We start from the raw sequence: 15,744 nt of genomic DNA on the forward strand, positions 1-15,744 counted from the left end.
GTGAACATGGCTTTTGTATCGATGAAAGAGCTTCTTGAAGATGCAAAACGGGAGCATTACGCAATCGGCCAGTTTAATATTAATGGCCTGCAGTGGACAAAAGCGATTTTGCGGGCTGCGGAGGAAGAACAGTCTCCTGTCATTGCGGCGGCATCAGATCGGCTGATCGACTACTTGGGCGGATTCAAAACCGTAGCCGTGATGGTCAATGCATTAATGGAAGAATTGTCAATCACCGTTCCCGTTGTCCTTCACCTTGATCACGGCAGCAGTGTGGAGCGCTGCAAACAAGCCATTGACGCAGGGTTTAGCTCGGTCATGATTGACGGATCACATTCGCCGATTGATCAGAATATCGCCATGACGAAAGAGGTAGCGGATTATGCCAAGCTTCACGGTGTGTCAGTGGAGGCTGAAGTCGGCACGGTAGGCGGCATGGAGGACGGCCTTGTGGGCGGCGTCAAATACGCTGATCTTCATGAGTGCCAGCGTCTCGCGGAAGAAACCAATATTGATGCCCTGGCGGCTGCGCTTGGATCAGTCCATGGAAAGTATCAAGGTGAACCTAAGCTCGGATTCAAAGAGATGGAGGAAATCGCTAAGGTCACGAATATTCCGCTTGTTCTTCACGGCGCATCGGGAATTCCGGCTGATCAAATCGCAAGAACAATTCAGCTTGGTCACGCGAAGATCAACATCAATACGGAATGTATGGTGGCATGGGCAGAAAAAACGCGCGTCATGTTTGAAGAAAATCGGGACTTATACGAACCCCGCGCCTATATGACGCCGGGAATTGACGCGGTAAAAGAAACAGTGAAAAGCAAAATGAAAGAATTCGGCTCAGCGGGAAAAGCCGCTAGACAGCAAGTCAGCTGAAGAAAAAGCACTCACGTCATCGTGAGTGCTTTTGTCATGCCATTTATTTTTGGTTTTCTTTCTCACGCTTCACCAGCATATCAGCAATCAAATCAACCTGTTTGCTGACGGAAATCGGATCGTATGGGTAGAATGTGTCAAAGTCATTGATAAACACGCGGTTATGTTTGACGGCGTCTAGGTTTTTCCAGATAGCGGATTCCTTCAGTTTGTCGAGTGTTTTGCTTTCGCCTTTCGGATTGTAGTCCGTAATGAACATATAATCTGCGGCATACTCAGGAATGACCTCTTGAGAGAGCTGTTTCATCTCTCCTTTTTTGATGACATCTTGTTCAATTTTTTCAGACGCTTTTAACCCAAGCGCGTTGTATACAGCTTGGCCGCCGCGTCCGCCATTGTCATTGAACACCCAAAATTCGCCCTTGTCCGTGTTTTCATAAATACCGAAAGTCGCATCTTTGTCGATGACGCCGGCCATTTTCTTTTTGGCTGCTTCCGCTTTTTTGTTAAAGTCAGCCATAAAGGATGTTGCTTCGTCTTTCGCTCCGGCGATATCCCCGAACATGCTGACTGTGTCTTCTATGTTTTTCGCTGTGTTATAAGGAACGACAACAGTTGGCGCGATTTTTTTTAATTGATCGATATTTTCTTCATTCATGACAACAATTAAGTCAGGCTGAAGCTCCGTCACTTTTTCGACGCTGATCGGATCACCGACATCCTCCACATCTTTCAGCTTTGATTTTAAAAACGGATTATCAAATGACCATGAACCCGAGCCAACCACATTCGCCCCGACAGACAGCAATTCACCAGCATAAAAATCAGTGACGATGCGTTTCGGATGTGCAGGGATTTTGACGTCTCCTTTTGTTGATTTGTATGTTCTCATTTCTGTCTTATCGGAAGCTGAATCACCTGAGCTTCCTTTCGAATCCGTGCCGCTGCAAGCGCTGACAAACATAAGAAGCAGCACCAGCATGCCCACGAGCAATGTGTTCTTTTTCATCAAGAATCCCCCAATATGTATTTTAATTAATCAGTAATGATTATCATTATCAATTAATAATATAGCAGGAAACCTGTGCTCCGTCTATCACTATTTTCTCGTTAACAGGTGACGCGGTATGCTTAATCTATTATTATAGGTAAATAGGAGGAGAAAAATATGGAAATTACAAAAAGAGGTGCCGCTTGGGAATGGCGGCATAGCTGGTGGATGCTGTTTATTTTCATGCCTTTTGCTATCACCAGTTTTTTTGCCTTTTTATTGATTGGCATCAAGGTTAGAAATAAAAAATGGATCATGTATGGAATTATTTATTTTTTCGTATTTGCGTTTGGTTTTGTGCTGCCCGATTTACCAGGAATTTTTATTGTGCTCCCGCTGTGGGCTGTGACGATTATTCATGGTTTTAAAGTGCGTCCGCTGTATCTGATTCAGCTGGATGTCTACAAAGACAATGTGGAGGCACGGGCCTTTGCTGAGGCAAGAAGTGAAGCCGAAAGCAGATTTCATGCACCAAAACAATCGATTCAAGATATACATATTCGCAAAGAACGGTAAGAAGCGGGTCTTTTATGAAGGCCCGCTTTCTCTTGTTGCGCAGAACCGATGAAAGCATTATGATGGGGGCATCAAAAAATGATGGCTCTGAAACGGCCTTATCCTTTTGGAGGATGGATTGCATGAATAAAATCATGATTGTGGAAGATAGCGAAGACATTCGGTCATTATTACAAAATTATTTAGAGAAGTACGGATATAATACCGTGGTTACCAATGATTTCACAGCTGTATTGGATAAGTTCTTGCGGGAAAAGCCCGATGTGGTGCTGCTTGATATCAACTTGCCGGCCTATGACGGATATTATTGGTGCCGGCAAATCCGCCAGCATTCGACCAGCCCGATCATCTTTATTTCTGCCAGAAGCGGCGAAATGGATCAGGTGATGGCGATTGAAAACGGCGGCGATGATTATATTGAAAAGCCCTTTTCTTATGATATTGTGCTCGCGAAAATCAAAAGCCAAATTCGCAGGGCGTATGGAGAGTATGCGGTAAAGCAGGGAGAAAGAATCGTGGAATTCGAGAGTGTGCAGCTGTATGTAGAGCGATTTGAACTGCGTTATCAAGAACAAAAGTGCGAGCTCTCAAAGAAAGAAAGCAAGCTTCTTGAGGTGTTGCTGGAACGCGGAGAAAAGGTAACGGGAAGAGACCGGTTAATGGAAAAAACGTGGGATACTGATCTGTTTGTTGATGACAATACGCTGAATGTATATATCACCCGTTTGCGCAAAAAGCTTCGTGACTTAGAGGTGCCTTTTTCGATCGAATCTGTCCGCGGTGAAGGATATCAGTTGAGGCCGCTGTCATGAGACTGTTTTTACGGGCTCATGTACTCTTAATATTGCTTTTTCTGATTCAAGGCATTTTTGTTTTTACGTACTATTGGTTTGCAGGCCAGCGTTCCCTTGCCCATTTATTCTATATACTCGGCGTGCAGCTGCTGTTGTTAGCGGTGTATTTGATCTATCGCTGGTATCAAGACCGCGGTGTTTATCAGTGGATCAGCTCTCATCAGGAGGATGCGGAAGTGCCTGATTTAGGTTCTTCTTTGTTTTGTTCTGAGCTTTATGAAAAACAGATGGAACTGAACCGCCTCCACAATCAAAAGCTTCAAGAAAAAGAAGCCAAACTGGAAGATAGGGTAACCTATATGAACCAGTGGGTGCACCAAGTGAAGACACCGCTTTCTGTTATTAATTTAATCATTCAGGAAGAGGACGAACCCATTTTTGGGCAAATCAAAAAAGAAGTCCGGCAGATTGAATATGGATTGGAAACATTGCTATATTCCTCGAGGCTCGACCTGTTTGAGAGAGATTTCAAAATAGAAGCAGCCTCTTTATCCGAGATTCTCCAAACCGTTATTCAAAGCTATAAACGGTATTTTATTGAGCATCGTGTATATCCGAAAACGAATATTCTCACTGACGATACGATTTATACAGACCCAAAATGGCTGAAATTTGCGATTGGGCAGGTTGTGACAAACGCGGTGAAGTATTCCGCGGGAATGAGTGACCGGATTAAGCTGACGATATTTCAGCATGAGGTTAAAACGGTGTTAGAAGTAAGAGATTATGGTGTGGGGATTCCCTCACAGGATATAAAGCGTGTGTTTGACCCCTATTACACAGGTGAAAACGGCCGGCGTTTCCAAGAATCAACCGGGATAGGCCTTCATCTGGTGAAAGAAATTACGAAAAAACTGAATCATGAAGTAGAGATCAGCTCTTCTTCGGGAAAAGGCACAGCGGTACAATTTTTATTTCTTACAAAAGTGTAAGGAGGCATTAAGAAAACCGCATAGCACACTGCCATCCCTCTTGATAAGATTTGTTTACCAGCTTATCAGGGGGGATTTTTTATGAGGTTCTTCGCACACATGATAAGCCGGTTTCTGATGAAGAATAACGATAAGGAGGATTCTCATGGCGAATATGCTCGAGGTCAAACATTTAAATAAAACTTACAAAGGACAAGTGTCCCACCAGGCGTTAAAACAAATCTCTTTTTCAGTAGAAGAAGGGGAATTCACGGCTGTAATGGGCCCGTCGGGTTCCGGTAAAACAACGCTTTTGAATATCATCTCTACCATAGATCGTCCTGATTCCGGAGATGTCTTGATCAAAGGAGACAACCCTCACAATCTGAAAAGAACAAGGCTGGCACAATTCAGGCGCAAACAGCTTGGTTTCGTGTTTCAGGACTTTAATCTGCTTGATACACTGACGATTGGCGAAAATATCATGCTGCCGTTAACACTCGAAAAAGAATCTCCTTCTGTCATGGAAAAAAAGCTGTATGCCATCGCAGAAAAGCTTGGAATAGAGAATCTTTTACAAAAGCGTCCGTTTGAGGTCTCAGGCGGACAGCGCCAGCGGGCGGCCATTGCGAGAGCAGTGATTCATAAACCTTCACTGATTCTGGCTGATGAACCGACGGGAAACCTAGACTCTAAAGCTTCCAAGGATGTTATGGAAACCATGCAAAGCCTGAACCAGAACGATCAGATTACAGCATTGATGGTCACCCATGATCCTGTGGCGGCAAGCTATTGCCAGCGTGTGATTTTTATTAAAGACGGAACACTGTTTAACGAAATTTACCGCGGGGATAACCGCCAGGTGTTTTATGATCAAATTCTGGATGTACTTTCTATGCTGGGGGGAAACGCAAATGACCTTTCTTCAGTTCGCTTATAAAAATGTTACACGAAACAAACGGTCGTATTTGGCGTTCTTTTTGAGCAGTGCTTTTTCTGTATTGATTTTCTTTACTTTCGCTATGTTTATTTTTCATCCTGCTCTTAAGGAAGGATACTTGAATACCATTGCGAGGAAAGGATTAACAGCAGCGGAGTGGATGATTTTTATTTTTTCAATTTTATTTGTTCTATATTCCGTTAATGCTTTTTTGAAATCCAGAAACAAAGAGTTTGGCATTCTGCTGATTCAGGGGATTACGCCCGCCCAGCTGCGGGTGCTGGTGACAGCTGAAAACATGATGATCGGCGCCTTTTCAATTGTTGCCGGGATCATCGGCGGACTGATTTTTTCAAAAACATTTTTTACAATCGGCGCTTATATTTTAGAAATGGACGCCTTGCCCCTTTATATGCCTTGGAAGGCGTTGGGGATTACGATTTGCGGATTTATGCTCTTATTTTTCCTATTATCGCAGTTTACGCTCTTTTTTATTAAATCCAAAACCGTTATTTTGCTGATCAAAGGCGCGGAAAACATGAAACCTGAGCCGAAGCCGTCTATCCTTCTGTCGATTTTCGGCGTGGCATGCCTTGTGATGGGCTACGGAATGGTCTTAAAAGAGAATGTTCACTCCTATATGCCTTTTCTGATTTTGATCTTAACCATTGTCGGAACGTATTTTTTCTTCAGCCAGAGCAGCATTTGGATATTGCGGGCCGTGAAGAAGTGGAAGGGCTTTTATTTGCGCGGGAAAAATGTCATTTGGATTTCTGATTTAGTCTATCGCTTAAAGGATAACGCCCGCCTGTTTTTTATCGTCAGTATTATTTCAGCAGTGGCATTTACAGCCACAGGGGTGCTGGCGGTTTACAAATCAACTGTCGGGGCAATGGATTCAGCCTATGAAATGGAGTACTTATCCTTTGAAGGCAATCCGAAAGAAAAACAGCACCTGCAAGATATTGAACACGAACTGAAGCATAACCATTTCTCATTTACTCGTTATGATATGCAGGTTTCATATGTGCGCTATAAGCGGGGAGATGAAGTGCCGCCTGTTATCTTAATGGATCAGGGAACATTTCAAAAGCACTTCAGCATGAGCATGAATGATCTGAAAAACGGGGAAAGCATCTATTTCCCAAGCACCTATGAAGTCAAGGATAAAACTGAATTTCCGAAACAATTAGATCTGCTGAACAAAAAAAATGAGCTGGCAAATCAGAAGCTCCAAGTGAAAGAAACAAAAAAACCGCTGATTTCTGTATACAGCGTTCTTGTCGTAAATGAAACAACCTACAAAAAGCTTCATAAGCTTGGAGAAAGCACGAAGCTCATTGGTTACAAATTTAAGAATTGGAAAGACAGTTTAGGCATCAGCCAATCACTTACAAATAAATTGTATGGTGATTATTCTGACGTTCACTTTCAATTTGATGCGAAGGCCAGCACGCACTATATGACAGTGCAACTGCCAAGCTTAAGCTTATTTATTGGGCTTTTCATTGCCATTGTCTTCTTTACCGCGGCCGGAAGCTTTTTGTATTTCCGTTTGTTTACGGATTTAGAGGAAGATCAGAAGCGCTACCGTTCATTAGCGAAGATTGGATTTAGTGAAGAAGAAATGTCACAGAGCGTAACCATTCAATTAGCGATCTTGTTCTTCTTTCCCTTTGCGATGGCTGTTCTTCATACGGTTTTTGCCATTAGAGCTGGCGACTTTGTCAACGTAACCAAACCATTGCTGCTGACAATCGGAGGATTTTTAGCTTTTCAGCTGCTGTTCTTCTTGATGGTGCGGTTTAGCTACTTGAAAAAAATAAAAAGCGATTTAACGATGAAATAAAGGAAGGTAAAGATGAAAAAAAATCTTTTCAATTATTGTGGGGGCAGGGGTTATCGCAGCGATTTGCAGCATTCTCTTCATTCATAACGAGATAACAGACAGAATCAACCCGCTTGTTCCCAGACAGGATATGTATGTCCAGATGAATCGAGATGGCCAGCATCTTAAACCAGGCGGCACTAAATATACATTAGACGGCTGCAATAAGTCCGGTGAAAAGAGCGAAATAACGTTCCTGGCAAGCGGTGATCTGCGGAAGAATGCCTATTTAAAAGTCAACACAAAAGGCAAATATGTAGAGACCTGGGAAGAAGTGCAATATAAAGATTTGCTCAAAAAAGTCCAATCACAATTAAAACAATAGAGAAGCAAGCGGCATAGGGGGAGCTATGCCGCTTGCTTTTATATGTTACTGCTGGTAGGAATGCTGCTGGAATGGCGTGTTTTGTCCGAATGGAAGTGCTGATACATTCGAATTCATGCCGCTGGATTGCCCAGTGAGTTCCTGCTGCATTTGGTTGCACATGTTGACAACCTGCTGGCATTTTTGAATCGCCATATCATGTCCGTGCAGTGCTTGCTGAATGGTATGTGCAGCTTGTTGTTCGTGGTTTAGTATCTGCTGCAGCATTTGGATGTTCTGCTGCTCCTGATGAAGCATTTGGCGATATTGCTGGCTGCTTTGCTGTGTTTGCTGAATGAGCTGCTGAGCAGTTTGGCGGGCTTGGTTCAGCTGCTGCAAGCCGTGTTGTGTATTATGCATGAATGATCCCTCCATAATGATCAATTGACGTGAGTCGGTATTATCATGCAACCTGAATGAAAAGAAATTCTGCAAATGAGAAACTACAATTATTTTCCTTACCCCCTCTATCTTTGAATGAAAACGGTAAAGATTGTATACTTGTGCAAACCCTTTTTATGTAAATGCTCCGCGTTAAAATCATAAGAAGTGCGGAAAACGAAACCCTGAAATCGGGAAAATCGTATTCCGCTTCTTTCTTTGCCCGCTTCAAAAACCGCCTTCGCCTGCGGTAAATGGGATATTCAGCCTGTTTTCTACTGTGCGGAGGCGCTGATTGAGCCGATTTAAGCGGCGGGTATGGCGTTCAACAGCCTGGCTTAACTGATTGACCTGTTCGGCCATCCGTGCAATTTCCCGATTTTGGCGGCGGTCTTCATTTGTAAGGCGTGTTAACTCTCTTGTTTGTTGTTCATTTTGCCGTTCAAGTGCTGCGATTCTTCTTTCTAATGCTGGCGGCTGTCTGTCCATCTGGAGGGGCTCATAATAATCCTGCTGCGGATAAGGATTGTATTCATATTGGCTATAGTAAGGCGGCTGCGGACTGTAATATTGATAAGGGTCCATGTGATCAATCTCCTTAAAAAATGTAAAATATGGGTGAATTCTTTATAACTTATGTAGTCATTGGCACAGTGCCACGGCATTCGCCCAAAAAGGAGAGAAAGGACGGAGATTGCGATGAGAAAAACTGTGCCATGTTACTCTTAACGGATGTATGTTCATGATAGCGGGCTGCCAACAGCAACGCCATTTTATGATGGAACGTGGGATGCGGGGATGACCCCGGGACCCATGGACGGCGTGAGATGCAGCAGTTACATTTACCAAAGACGAGGTAGCAGAGACGGAAGTGATTAAAGGGAGAGGTACAGCTGTTTTAAGGCATACAAGATCATGTCCCAGATCACTGACGGGTTCATTGAGATTCAGTATCTCGGCTCCTATTATCCGCTCAAAAGCACGCTGAAAAGAGGTGAAAACGGGACGTTGAAATATGGGAGCAAAATGGCCAGACAAAAACGATGACAAGAATCGAATCAAGGACCGGCAAGGAGGAGACATATGAGAAATAAAAAAGCTGAAAGCCTGGTGTTAACAGGACTTATCTTACATATTATTCAGTGGATTTTTATGTTTTGGGCTTTTCTCAAGATTAAACATTTATTGAGTGACTATACGATTTATAATCCTAATGTCATCAGCGGATCTATGCAGTCCTTATCATTTATCCAAATGATGCGCGCTATGATCTACTCGGGGGCATTCGTGAATTATATTTTGTTTTTTGCGCTTGTATTGCTTATTTATTGTGTAGTGCTTCACGCCATCCTGATTGTTATGGAAATGGCCGCTTACGTTATGATCAGACGGAACCCTTCATCATCATGGGCAGTCTTTTTGACGGCGGCAGGTGTGAAGCTAGCCATCTTGAATATAACCGGCATTCCTTTTTTAGCTGCCGGCTTCCTGCTGATGAAACAGAAAAAAGCAGAAAACGGCGAAATGGAGACAGAAACAAAGCGGAAACCGCGCACGCGTATGCGAAGACAAGGCCGGCGTCAAAATAGAATCAGGAGAAAATCATCTCTTCCAGTTGAATATCAAAAAGAAAAAACGATATGATGGGACTATAGCCTGAAAACGACATGAAGGAGATGCAGGATGTACAAACTAATTGCAATTGATATGGACGGAACACTTTTAAATGATCACCATGAAGTAACAGAGGAGGTCCGCAACGCGCTTCACGCGGCAAAAGCGGAAGGCGTCAAAATTGTGCTTTGCACCGGCCGGCCTATCGGGGGAGTGCGGAGATATTTAGATGAACTGAATTTAATTGAAGAAGGCGACTATGTCATCGCGTACAACGGAGCGCTTGTTCAAAATACGCATACAAATGAAGTGGTCACGGAGCTGTCTCTCGGATATGATGATTTAACTTCATTATATGACCTGAGCTTAGAGCTGAAGACGCCGATGCATTACTTTGACTCATCTAATCTGTATACGCCTAACCGGGATATCAGTGAATTTACCGTATACGAATCCTATGTGACACAAGTGCCGCTTCATTACCGCAAAGTTGACGAAATGCCAAAAGACATCCTCATCCCGAAAGTGATGTTTATTGATAAACCGGAGAACTTAAGCCGCGTCATTACATCAATTCCAGAAGACGTGAGAGAAAAATATACGATGGTCAGAAGCGCGCCTTTCTTTTATGAAATTCTGCATCCGGAAGCCAGCAAAGGAAATGCCGTACGCCAGCTGGCGCAGCTGCTTGAAATTGAACAGGCGGAAGTCATGAGCATAGGTGACAACGGGAACGACCTGACAATGATTGAATGGGCGGGATGCGGCGTTGCCATGGCAAACGCCATCCCAGAAGTATTGGAGGCCGCAAACTTTCAAACACGCTCCAATAATGAACATGGAGTTGCGCATGCGATTCACGAGCTTGTTTTGGCGAAATAATGAAGTCCAGCCTTTTAGGAGGCTGGATTTTTTGTTATGGCGGCTTTATTGTGCCTGTCCGGTCTGTAATTGCGGAATGGACGCTAACATTCCTGCTGCCCCGTCGATATTTAGAACGTCAGCGATTGATCATAAACCTGTATAATTTCTGATTGGCTCTGCTGCTGAAGAAAGAGGACTGTAGAAATAAAAAGGAAGCAATCGCCATAAACATCAGCATCGTACATTTTTTTTTGAGGAACGAATCTTCTTGTTCATTGTTTTGATGTCATGCTAATCTTTTGACGAATCTATTTGACTTTCGTTATGCTGATAAAACAACTCGTTCACAAAATGTATGATTTTAGCCTGAATTGAAAGGGGACTGAATCAGATGTGCACAAGTCTTACATTGGAAACTACTGACCGGAATCATTTATTAGCGAGAACAATGGATTTTGCATTTCAGCTGGGGACGGAGGTCATTCTCTATCCGCGCCGTTACAGCTGGACGAGTGAAGCTGACGGAAAGGTGCATCAAACGCAGTACGCGTTTATCGGTATGGGGAGAAAACTTGGAAATATATTATTTGCCGACGGTGTTAATGAAAGCGGTTTATCTTGTGCGGCGCTTTATTTTATGGGATATGCGGAGTACGAAAAAACGATACGGGGAGACGGCGTTCATATTGCCCCGCATGAGTTTGTCACATGGGTGCTGTCAGTCTGTAAGTCTTTGGAAGACGTAAAAGAAAAGATCCAATCTTTAACGATTGTAGAGAAGAAATTAGAGCTATTGGATACAGTTTTACCGCTACACTGGATATTGTCAGACCGGACGGGACGCAGCCTGACGATAGAACCGAGAACAGAAGGCATCAAAATCTATGACAATCAACCAGGTGTCATGACGAACAGCCCCGACTTTTTATGGCATGTGACCAATCTTCGGCAATATATAGGAATAAGGCCGAAACAATTCGAGAGCAAGGAGATGGCCGGCTTGATGCTGTCCCCTTTTGGCGAAGGCTCGGGCACTGTAGGTCTGCCGGGAGATTATACACCGCCTTCACGGTTTGTCAGAGCTGTTTTTCTGAAAGAACATCTAGAGCCGGCGGCAGATGAAACGAGAGGTGTATCCGCAGCTTTTCAGCTTTTGGCAAACATGGCGATACCCAAGGGTGCTGTGATAACGGAAGAAGACGAAATTGATTATACGCAATATACTTCTGTGATGTGCAGCGACACGGGAAACTACTACTTTCACCACTACGACAATCGGCAAATCCAAAAAGTAAGTTTGTTTCATGAAGACCTTGACCGTTTTGAGCCTAAAGTGTTTTCTGCTAAAGCAGAAGAAAATATTCTAGAGCTTAATTAAGATTCAATCAGCTGATGCCGTCATGAATCCGGGGTCAGCTGATTTTTTTGTGAAATTTCACAGCTTCTGAATGATTGGCAAAACCAAATGGACATTAGCTTTCCACATAGACGCGGCACATCATAACAGCCGTTGAGAAAGCCGATGTCAAAGAATTTTTAGCGCATATTGATTAAGATTTGATTTCAGATGATATGATGAAACCAATCATACGTTTAAAAAAGGAGAAACCCCTGATGGTGAACGATGCGGTTGTATTCATTTTGGCTGTCTTTTTACTAGGGGGAGCGGCGGATTATTGTTTGGGAAACAGATGGGGGCTTGGCGAGCGGTTTGCCGACGGCTTCAAGGCCATGGGTCCGCTGGCGCTGTCGATGATCGGAATTGTGTCGCTGGCACCCGTGCTGGCAGCAATCCTCATTCCCATCGTATCTCCGGTTTATACAGCGATTGGAGCTGATCCCTCATCCTTTGCGAACACTATCTTGGCCATTGATATGGGTGGATATGCGCTCGCTGGAGAAATGGCCAAAGATCCAGATGCCGGACTGTTTTCATGGGTGTTTTTAGGAACGATGATGGGGCCGGCAATCGTTTTCACGATTCCCGTCGCTCTTGGCATCATCGAAAAAGAGGATCACCCGTATTTTGCAAAAGGCATACTAATCGGGCTGTGTACAGTACCGATCGGGTGCTTAACCGGCGGGTTATGCGCAGGTTTTGACACCATTATGATAGGTAAAAACCTTCTGATTCCGAGTCTTTTTTCTGCTGTGATCGCTTTTGGATTATGGCGGTATACCGAAAACGTCATTCGATTGTTTCATCTCTTCGGAAAGGCTGTCAGTATGGTTGCGATTATCGGGCTCGCAGCTGTTTCCGTTGAAACGATGACCGGCATTGTGCTGATTCCGGGAATGGAAAGCGTTGAAGCAGGAATACAAACGACTGGCACTATCGCGATTGCCTTGGCAGGGGCTTTTCCGATGACAGCCTTTATCACAAAAGCCTTTAAAAAGCCGCTTCAGGCAGTGGGGAGATGTTTTCATTTAGATGAGAAAGCAACAGCAGGCTTGGTGACCTCTTTGGCTCATCATATTCCGATGTTGGCCTCATTAAAAGATATGACGCCGAGAGGAAAGGTCATCAATGTCGCGTTTGCGGTTAGCGCAGCCTTTGTGCTTGGCAGCCATCTCGGTTTTGTGGCGGGAATGCAAAAAGAAATGGCGGCGGCCATGATCATTGGAAAATTAGCTGGGGGAATCACAGCTGCGGCAGCGGCTGCCTGGATGACGCCCGCACAATCAGCTGATCAGCAAAAACATGCGTCAGCCGGCTATAGCTGAGGCAGAAGCTGTTTCAACTTTATCCAATCGGGAATGTTACAGTAAGGATTCTGTGAAAGAGGGTTGGACACATGGCCGTGAAAGACGAGTGCATGTCAAAAGTCAAACAGGAAACCAAGCCTTGGATTAAGCGATTCGGGAGGCTTGGTTATTTTGCATTCGGCGGCGTTTTTATCCTGCTCGGGATCTTAGCATGTATGACGGCAGCCGGGGCGGGCGGCGCGAAAGATTCGAGCGGAGCGTTTCAAACGCTATCACGCATGCCGTATGGATCAATCTTGCTTTTGCTCATTGGCGTCGGTCTCATCGGCTATGTGATATGGATGGTGCTGAGCGCGCTCAAGGACACAGAGGGCTACGGAACAAGCAGACGCGGTTTGTCACGGAGAACGGGGAACTTTTTCAGCGCCGCCGTTTACGCATCCATTGCTTGGAATGCCTTGCGATTTGTGTTTGGCCAAGGAACCGGCGGCACTTCAGAACAGACGTGGTCCGCTTATGTATTGGCGCAGCCGTTCGGCCAATGGCTCACAGGGGTTACGGGTGCGGTTTTTATCCTATTTGCGATTGTTCAATTTGTGAAGGGCGTCCGGGCTGCATTTATGAAAGAATTCGATACGTCAAAAATGAACAAACAGATGATATGCATTGCGAAAATCACCGGACGAGCAGGCCATATCGCTCGGGCTATTATTTTCTCAGCTATCGGTTATTTTCTCATTAAGACCGCGATGACCGCTGACCCTGACGACACAAGAGGCTTTGACGGCGCGCTCGCCGAACTCGCGCAACAGCCGCATGGCAAAATGATTTTATGTATTTTGGCGTTCGGGCTGATCTTATATGGAATGTACGCCATTATGAAAGGCATTTATCAGCATATGGCATGGGAGAAGTGAGCTCTCGGCAGATTCGCGTCCAGCGCGTTTTTCAGTTTCTTAGAAATCAGGTGGATGAAAGCTGGTGTCAGCCTGTATAATAAAAGCAAATCGAAAGCAGTTTCATCATGAACTGATCCACAGGGAGGTGCGGAATGGATCGGGAAAAACAGCAATTAAGCATAGAAGCGGCAAGGCTATACTATCAGTCTGACTACAGTCAGCAGCAAATTGCTGAGCAGCTCAGCATTTCAAGGCCGACCGTTTCCCGGCTGCTGCAATATGCAAAAGCAAAAGGATTTGTCCAGATTCGCGTCATGGACCCTTTTGAGGATTTGGATGCGCTCGGTTCCATGCTTGAAGAGAAATACGGGCTTCTCGAGGCGCATGTTGTGTTTTCCCCTACACCCGATTATGCAGGAATTACACATGACCTAAGCCGCTATGGTGCAGAATATATGCATGAAACGGTGAAAGACGGCGACATTGTCGGCGTCAGCTGGGGAACCACCATGTATCAAATCGCGCAAAACATGCAGCCGAAGGAGGTAAAAGGCGTCGAGGTCGTCCAGCTGAAAGGCGGTATCAGCCATTCCCGGGTGAACACGTATTCTGCTGAAACGATTCAGCTGTTTGCAGAGGCTTTTCAAACGATGCCGCGCTATCTCCCGCTTCCCGTCGTATTTGACCATGCGGATGTAAAGCAAATGGTGGAGAAAGACCGTCATATCGAGCGGATCATCGAGATGGGCAAGCAAGCGAATATCGCTCTTTTTACGGTGGGAACGGTCCGTGACGAAGCGCTGTTATTCAGGCTCGGGTATTTTAATGAAGAAGAGAAAGCCTTGCTGAAAAGACAGGCCGTCGGCGATATTTGTTCACGCTTTTTTGATGCGAAAGGAAATATTTGCAGCACAGCCATCAATGACCGGACCATCGGCGTCGAGCTTGAAGACCTGAGGCTGAAGGAACGCTCAATTTTAGTGGCCGGCGGAAGCAGAAAAGTGTCTTCCATACACGGTGCGTTAACCGGAAAATATGCCAATGTTTTAATCATTGACCAGCATACCGCAAGGGCGCTTGTTAATGATTTGTGACACGTGCAAACCGTTCGCTGAACAAAATTTCAATTACCAATTTACATATGTTCAAAAGTCGGTTATGCTAAAAAATATCTTAACAAAAAAGGAAGTGTGCGACGGATGTCATTAGCTAACAAAATTGATCATACAGCTTTGAAACCGCATACACAAAAAGCGGAAATTCTAACATTAATCGAAGAAGCGAAAACATACAAGTTTGCTTCTGTATGTGTCAATCCGACATGGGTGCAGCTTGCTGCAAAAGAGCTTGAGGGAACTGGAGTTGACGTTTGTACAGTCATCGGCTTCCCGCTCGGTGCCAACACAACTGAAACAAAAGCGTTCGAAACAAAAGACGCGATTTCAAAAGGCGCCACTGAAGTGGACATGGTCATTAACATTGCTGCTTTGAAAGATAAAGAAGATGATGTGGTTGAAGCGGATATCCGCGGTGTAGTGGAAGCTGCAGCCGGAAAAGCGCTTGTCAAAGTCATTATCGAAACATGCCTTCTGACTGATGAAGAAAAAGAACGTGCATGCCGTTTAGCGGTTTCTGCGGGAGCGGATTTCGTGAAAACATCAACAGGCTTCTCAACAGGCGGCGCAACGAAGGAAGATATCGCCTTAATGCGCAAAACAGTAGGCCCTGATATCGGCGTGAAAGCATCAGGCGGCATCAGAACGAAAGAAGATGTTGACACAATGGTCGAAGCGGGAGCGAGCCGAATCGGCGCTAGCGCAGGCGTTTCCATTGTAAAAGGGGAACATGCATCTGGCGGAGACAACTATTAAGAAGCA

The 15,744-nt window shown here is 44.8% G+C and carries 18 protein-coding genes and 1 pseudogene; 16 read left to right on the top strand and 3 right to left on the bottom strand.

Annotated elements, in window-relative coordinates:
• The first annotated feature begins 6 nt into the window (after positions 1 to 6).
• Complete coding sequence (gene fba, locus JMN17_RS07550) at positions 7 to 879, top strand: class II fructose-1,6-bisphosphate aldolase (RefSeq protein WP_087991943.1); 873 nt, start codon at positions 7 to 9, stop codon at positions 877 to 879.
• A 43-nt stretch (positions 880 to 922) separates the two neighbouring features.
• Here fba and JMN17_RS07555 read toward each other — a convergent pair whose 3' ends face one another.
• Positions 923 to 1,888 (bottom strand): iron-hydroxamate ABC transporter substrate-binding protein, encoded by a 966-nt coding sequence (locus JMN17_RS07555; protein ID WP_087991942.1) that lies wholly within the window; start codon positions 1,886 to 1,888, stop codon positions 923 to 925.
• A gap of 159 nt (positions 1,889 to 2,047) precedes the next feature.
• Here JMN17_RS07555 and JMN17_RS07560 point away from each other — a divergent pair, with 159 nt between their 5' ends.
• The 6 genes from JMN17_RS07560 to JMN17_RS07585 all read left to right on the top strand — a co-directional run bounded on the left by JMN17_RS07560 (position 2,048) and on the right by JMN17_RS07585 (position 7,364).
• Positions 2,048 to 2,446: a hypothetical protein gene (locus JMN17_RS07560; protein WP_202327822.1), complete on the top strand. Its 399-nt coding sequence runs from the start codon at positions 2,048 to 2,050 to the stop codon at positions 2,444 to 2,446.
• 122 nt (positions 2,447 to 2,568) lie between these two features.
• Positions 2,569 to 3,258 (top strand): response regulator transcription factor, encoded by a 690-nt coding sequence (locus JMN17_RS07565; protein ID WP_087991957.1) that lies wholly within the window; start codon positions 2,569 to 2,571, stop codon positions 3,256 to 3,258.
• The gene (locus tag JMN17_RS07570) at positions 3,255 to 4,232 is read left to right on the top strand and encodes a sensor histidine kinase (protein WP_202327823.1); all 978 of its coding nucleotides are present in this window, start codon (positions 3,255 to 3,257) and stop codon (positions 4,230 to 4,232) included. The genes JMN17_RS07565 and JMN17_RS07570 overlap by 4 nt, the downstream gene beginning before the upstream one ends.
• A 145-nt stretch (positions 4,233 to 4,377) precedes the next feature.
• Positions 4,378 to 5,151, top strand: coding sequence for an ABC transporter ATP-binding protein (locus JMN17_RS07575; RefSeq protein ID WP_087991939.1), 774 nt, complete (start codon positions 4,378 to 4,380; stop codon positions 5,149 to 5,151).
• Positions 5,126 to 7,000 (top strand): FtsX-like permease family protein, encoded by a 1,875-nt coding sequence (locus JMN17_RS07580; protein WP_202327824.1) that lies wholly within the window; start codon positions 5,126 to 5,128, stop codon positions 6,998 to 7,000. Before JMN17_RS07575 ends, JMN17_RS07580 begins: the two co-directional genes overlap by 26 nt.
• 22 nt (positions 7,001 to 7,022) lie before the next feature.
• A complete protein-coding gene (locus tag JMN17_RS07585; protein WP_202328225.1) occupies positions 7,023 to 7,364 on the top strand; it encodes a YxeA family protein in 342 nt (113 codons plus the stop codon).
• Positions 7,365 to 7,409: 45 nt separating this feature from the next.
• Here JMN17_RS07585 and JMN17_RS07590 read toward each other — a convergent pair whose 3' ends face one another.
• Together JMN17_RS07590 and cotNE are read right to left on the bottom strand one after the other, a co-directional pair.
• Positions 7,410 to 7,763 carry a hypothetical protein gene (locus JMN17_RS07590; RefSeq protein ID WP_087991936.1) on the bottom strand — a complete coding sequence of 118 codons (354 nt, stop codon included), beginning with the start codon at positions 7,761 to 7,763 and terminating at the stop codon, positions 7,410 to 7,412.
• A gap of 249 nt (positions 7,764 to 8,012) precedes the next feature.
• Entirely contained in the window at positions 8,013 to 8,369 is a 357-nt protein-coding gene (gene cotNE, locus JMN17_RS07595; RefSeq protein ID WP_087991934.1) for an inner spore coat protein CotNE, read from the bottom strand.
• 228 nt (positions 8,370 to 8,597) lie between these two features.
• On the opposite strand from cotNE, the pseudogene JMN17_RS07600 reads away from it, so the two are divergent.
• The 9 genes and pseudogenes from JMN17_RS07600 (at position 8,598) to deoC (ending at position 15,738) form a co-directional block, all read left to right on the top strand.
• A pseudogene (locus tag JMN17_RS07600) lies at positions 8,598 to 8,831 on the top strand (DUF3255 family protein).
• Positions 8,828 to 8,878, top strand: coding sequence for a hypothetical protein (locus tag JMN17_RS21890; protein ID WP_277986980.1), 51 nt, complete (start codon positions 8,828 to 8,830; stop codon positions 8,876 to 8,878). The pseudogene JMN17_RS07600 and the gene JMN17_RS21890 overlap by 4 nt, the downstream one beginning before the upstream one ends.
• Complete coding sequence (locus JMN17_RS07605) at positions 8,868 to 9,428, top strand: hypothetical protein (protein WP_087991933.1); 561 nt, start codon at positions 8,868 to 8,870, stop codon at positions 9,426 to 9,428. The genes JMN17_RS21890 and JMN17_RS07605 overlap by 11 nt, the downstream gene beginning before the upstream one ends.
• 39 nt (positions 9,429 to 9,467) lie before the next feature.
• On the top strand, positions 9,468 to 10,280 hold the full coding sequence (gene yidA / locus JMN17_RS07610) for a sugar-phosphatase (RefSeq protein ID WP_087991932.1): 813 nt from the start codon (positions 9,468 to 9,470) through the stop codon (positions 10,278 to 10,280).
• A gap of 373 nt (positions 10,281 to 10,653) precedes the next feature.
• Entirely contained in the window at positions 10,654 to 11,640 is a 987-nt protein-coding gene (locus JMN17_RS07615) for a choloylglycine hydrolase family protein (RefSeq protein ID WP_202327825.1), read from the top strand.
• A 233-nt stretch (positions 11,641 to 11,873) separates the two neighbouring features.
• Entirely contained in the window at positions 11,874 to 12,986 is a 1,113-nt protein-coding gene (eutH, locus tag JMN17_RS07620; protein WP_202328226.1) for an ethanolamine utilization protein EutH, read from the top strand.
• 71 nt (positions 12,987 to 13,057) lie between these two features.
• The gene (locus JMN17_RS07625; RefSeq protein ID WP_202327826.1) at positions 13,058 to 13,885 is read left to right on the top strand and encodes a DUF1206 domain-containing protein; all 828 of its coding nucleotides are present in this window, start codon (positions 13,058 to 13,060) and stop codon (positions 13,883 to 13,885) included.
• Between the two features lie 134 nt (positions 13,886 to 14,019).
• Entirely contained in the window at positions 14,020 to 14,961 is a 942-nt protein-coding gene (gene deoR, locus JMN17_RS07630) for a DNA-binding transcriptional repressor DeoR (protein ID WP_202327827.1), read from the top strand.
• Between the two features lie 105 nt (positions 14,962 to 15,066).
• A complete protein-coding gene (gene deoC, locus JMN17_RS07635) occupies positions 15,067 to 15,738 on the top strand; it encodes a deoxyribose-phosphate aldolase (protein ID WP_202327828.1) in 672 nt (223 codons plus the stop codon).
• Positions 15,739 to 15,744: the final 6 nt, after the last annotated feature.

Origin of the sequence: Bacillus sp. RHFS10 (assembly GCF_016757475.1) — a bacterium.
GTDB lineage: Bacteria > Bacillota > Bacilli > Bacillales > Bacillaceae > Bacillus > Bacillus subtilis_G.

Coding starts and splice junctions, on each gene's coding strand:
- fba (WP_087991943.1), top strand. CDS start 7: ATGGCTTTTGTATCGATGAAAGAGCTTCTTGAAGATGCAAAACGGGAG.
- JMN17_RS07555 (WP_087991942.1), bottom strand. CDS start 1,888: ATGAAAAAGAACACATTGCTCGTGGGCATGCTGGTGCTGCTTCTTATG.
- JMN17_RS07560 (WP_202327822.1), top strand. CDS start 2,048: ATGGAAATTACAAAAAGAGGTGCCGCTTGGGAATGGCGGCATAGCTGG.
- JMN17_RS07565 (WP_087991957.1), top strand. CDS start 2,569: ATGAATAAAATCATGATTGTGGAAGATAGCGAAGACATTCGGTCATTA.
- JMN17_RS07570 (WP_202327823.1), top strand. CDS start 3,255: ATGAGACTGTTTTTACGGGCTCATGTACTCTTAATATTGCTTTTTCTG.
- JMN17_RS07575 (WP_087991939.1), top strand. CDS start 4,378: ATGGCGAATATGCTCGAGGTCAAACATTTAAATAAAACTTACAAAGGA.
- JMN17_RS07580 (WP_202327824.1), top strand. CDS start 5,126: ATGACCTTTCTTCAGTTCGCTTATAAAAATGTTACACGAAACAAACGG.
- JMN17_RS07590 (WP_087991936.1), bottom strand. CDS start 7,763: ATGCATAATACACAACACGGCTTGCAGCAGCTGAACCAAGCCCGCCAA.
- cotNE (WP_087991934.1), bottom strand. CDS start 8,369: ATGGACCCTTATCAATATTACAGTCCGCAGCCGCCTTACTATAGCCAA.
- JMN17_RS07605 (WP_087991933.1), top strand. CDS start 8,868: ATGAGAAATAAAAAAGCTGAAAGCCTGGTGTTAACAGGACTTATCTTA.
- yidA (WP_087991932.1), top strand. CDS start 9,468: ATGTACAAACTAATTGCAATTGATATGGACGGAACACTTTTAAATGAT.
- JMN17_RS07615 (WP_202327825.1), top strand. CDS start 10,654: ATGTGCACAAGTCTTACATTGGAAACTACTGACCGGAATCATTTATTA.
- JMN17_RS07625 (WP_202327826.1), top strand. CDS start 13,058: ATGGCCGTGAAAGACGAGTGCATGTCAAAAGTCAAACAGGAAACCAAG.
- deoR (WP_202327827.1), top strand. CDS start 14,020: ATGGATCGGGAAAAACAGCAATTAAGCATAGAAGCGGCAAGGCTATAC.
- deoC (WP_202327828.1), top strand. CDS start 15,067: ATGTCATTAGCTAACAAAATTGATCATACAGCTTTGAAACCGCATACA.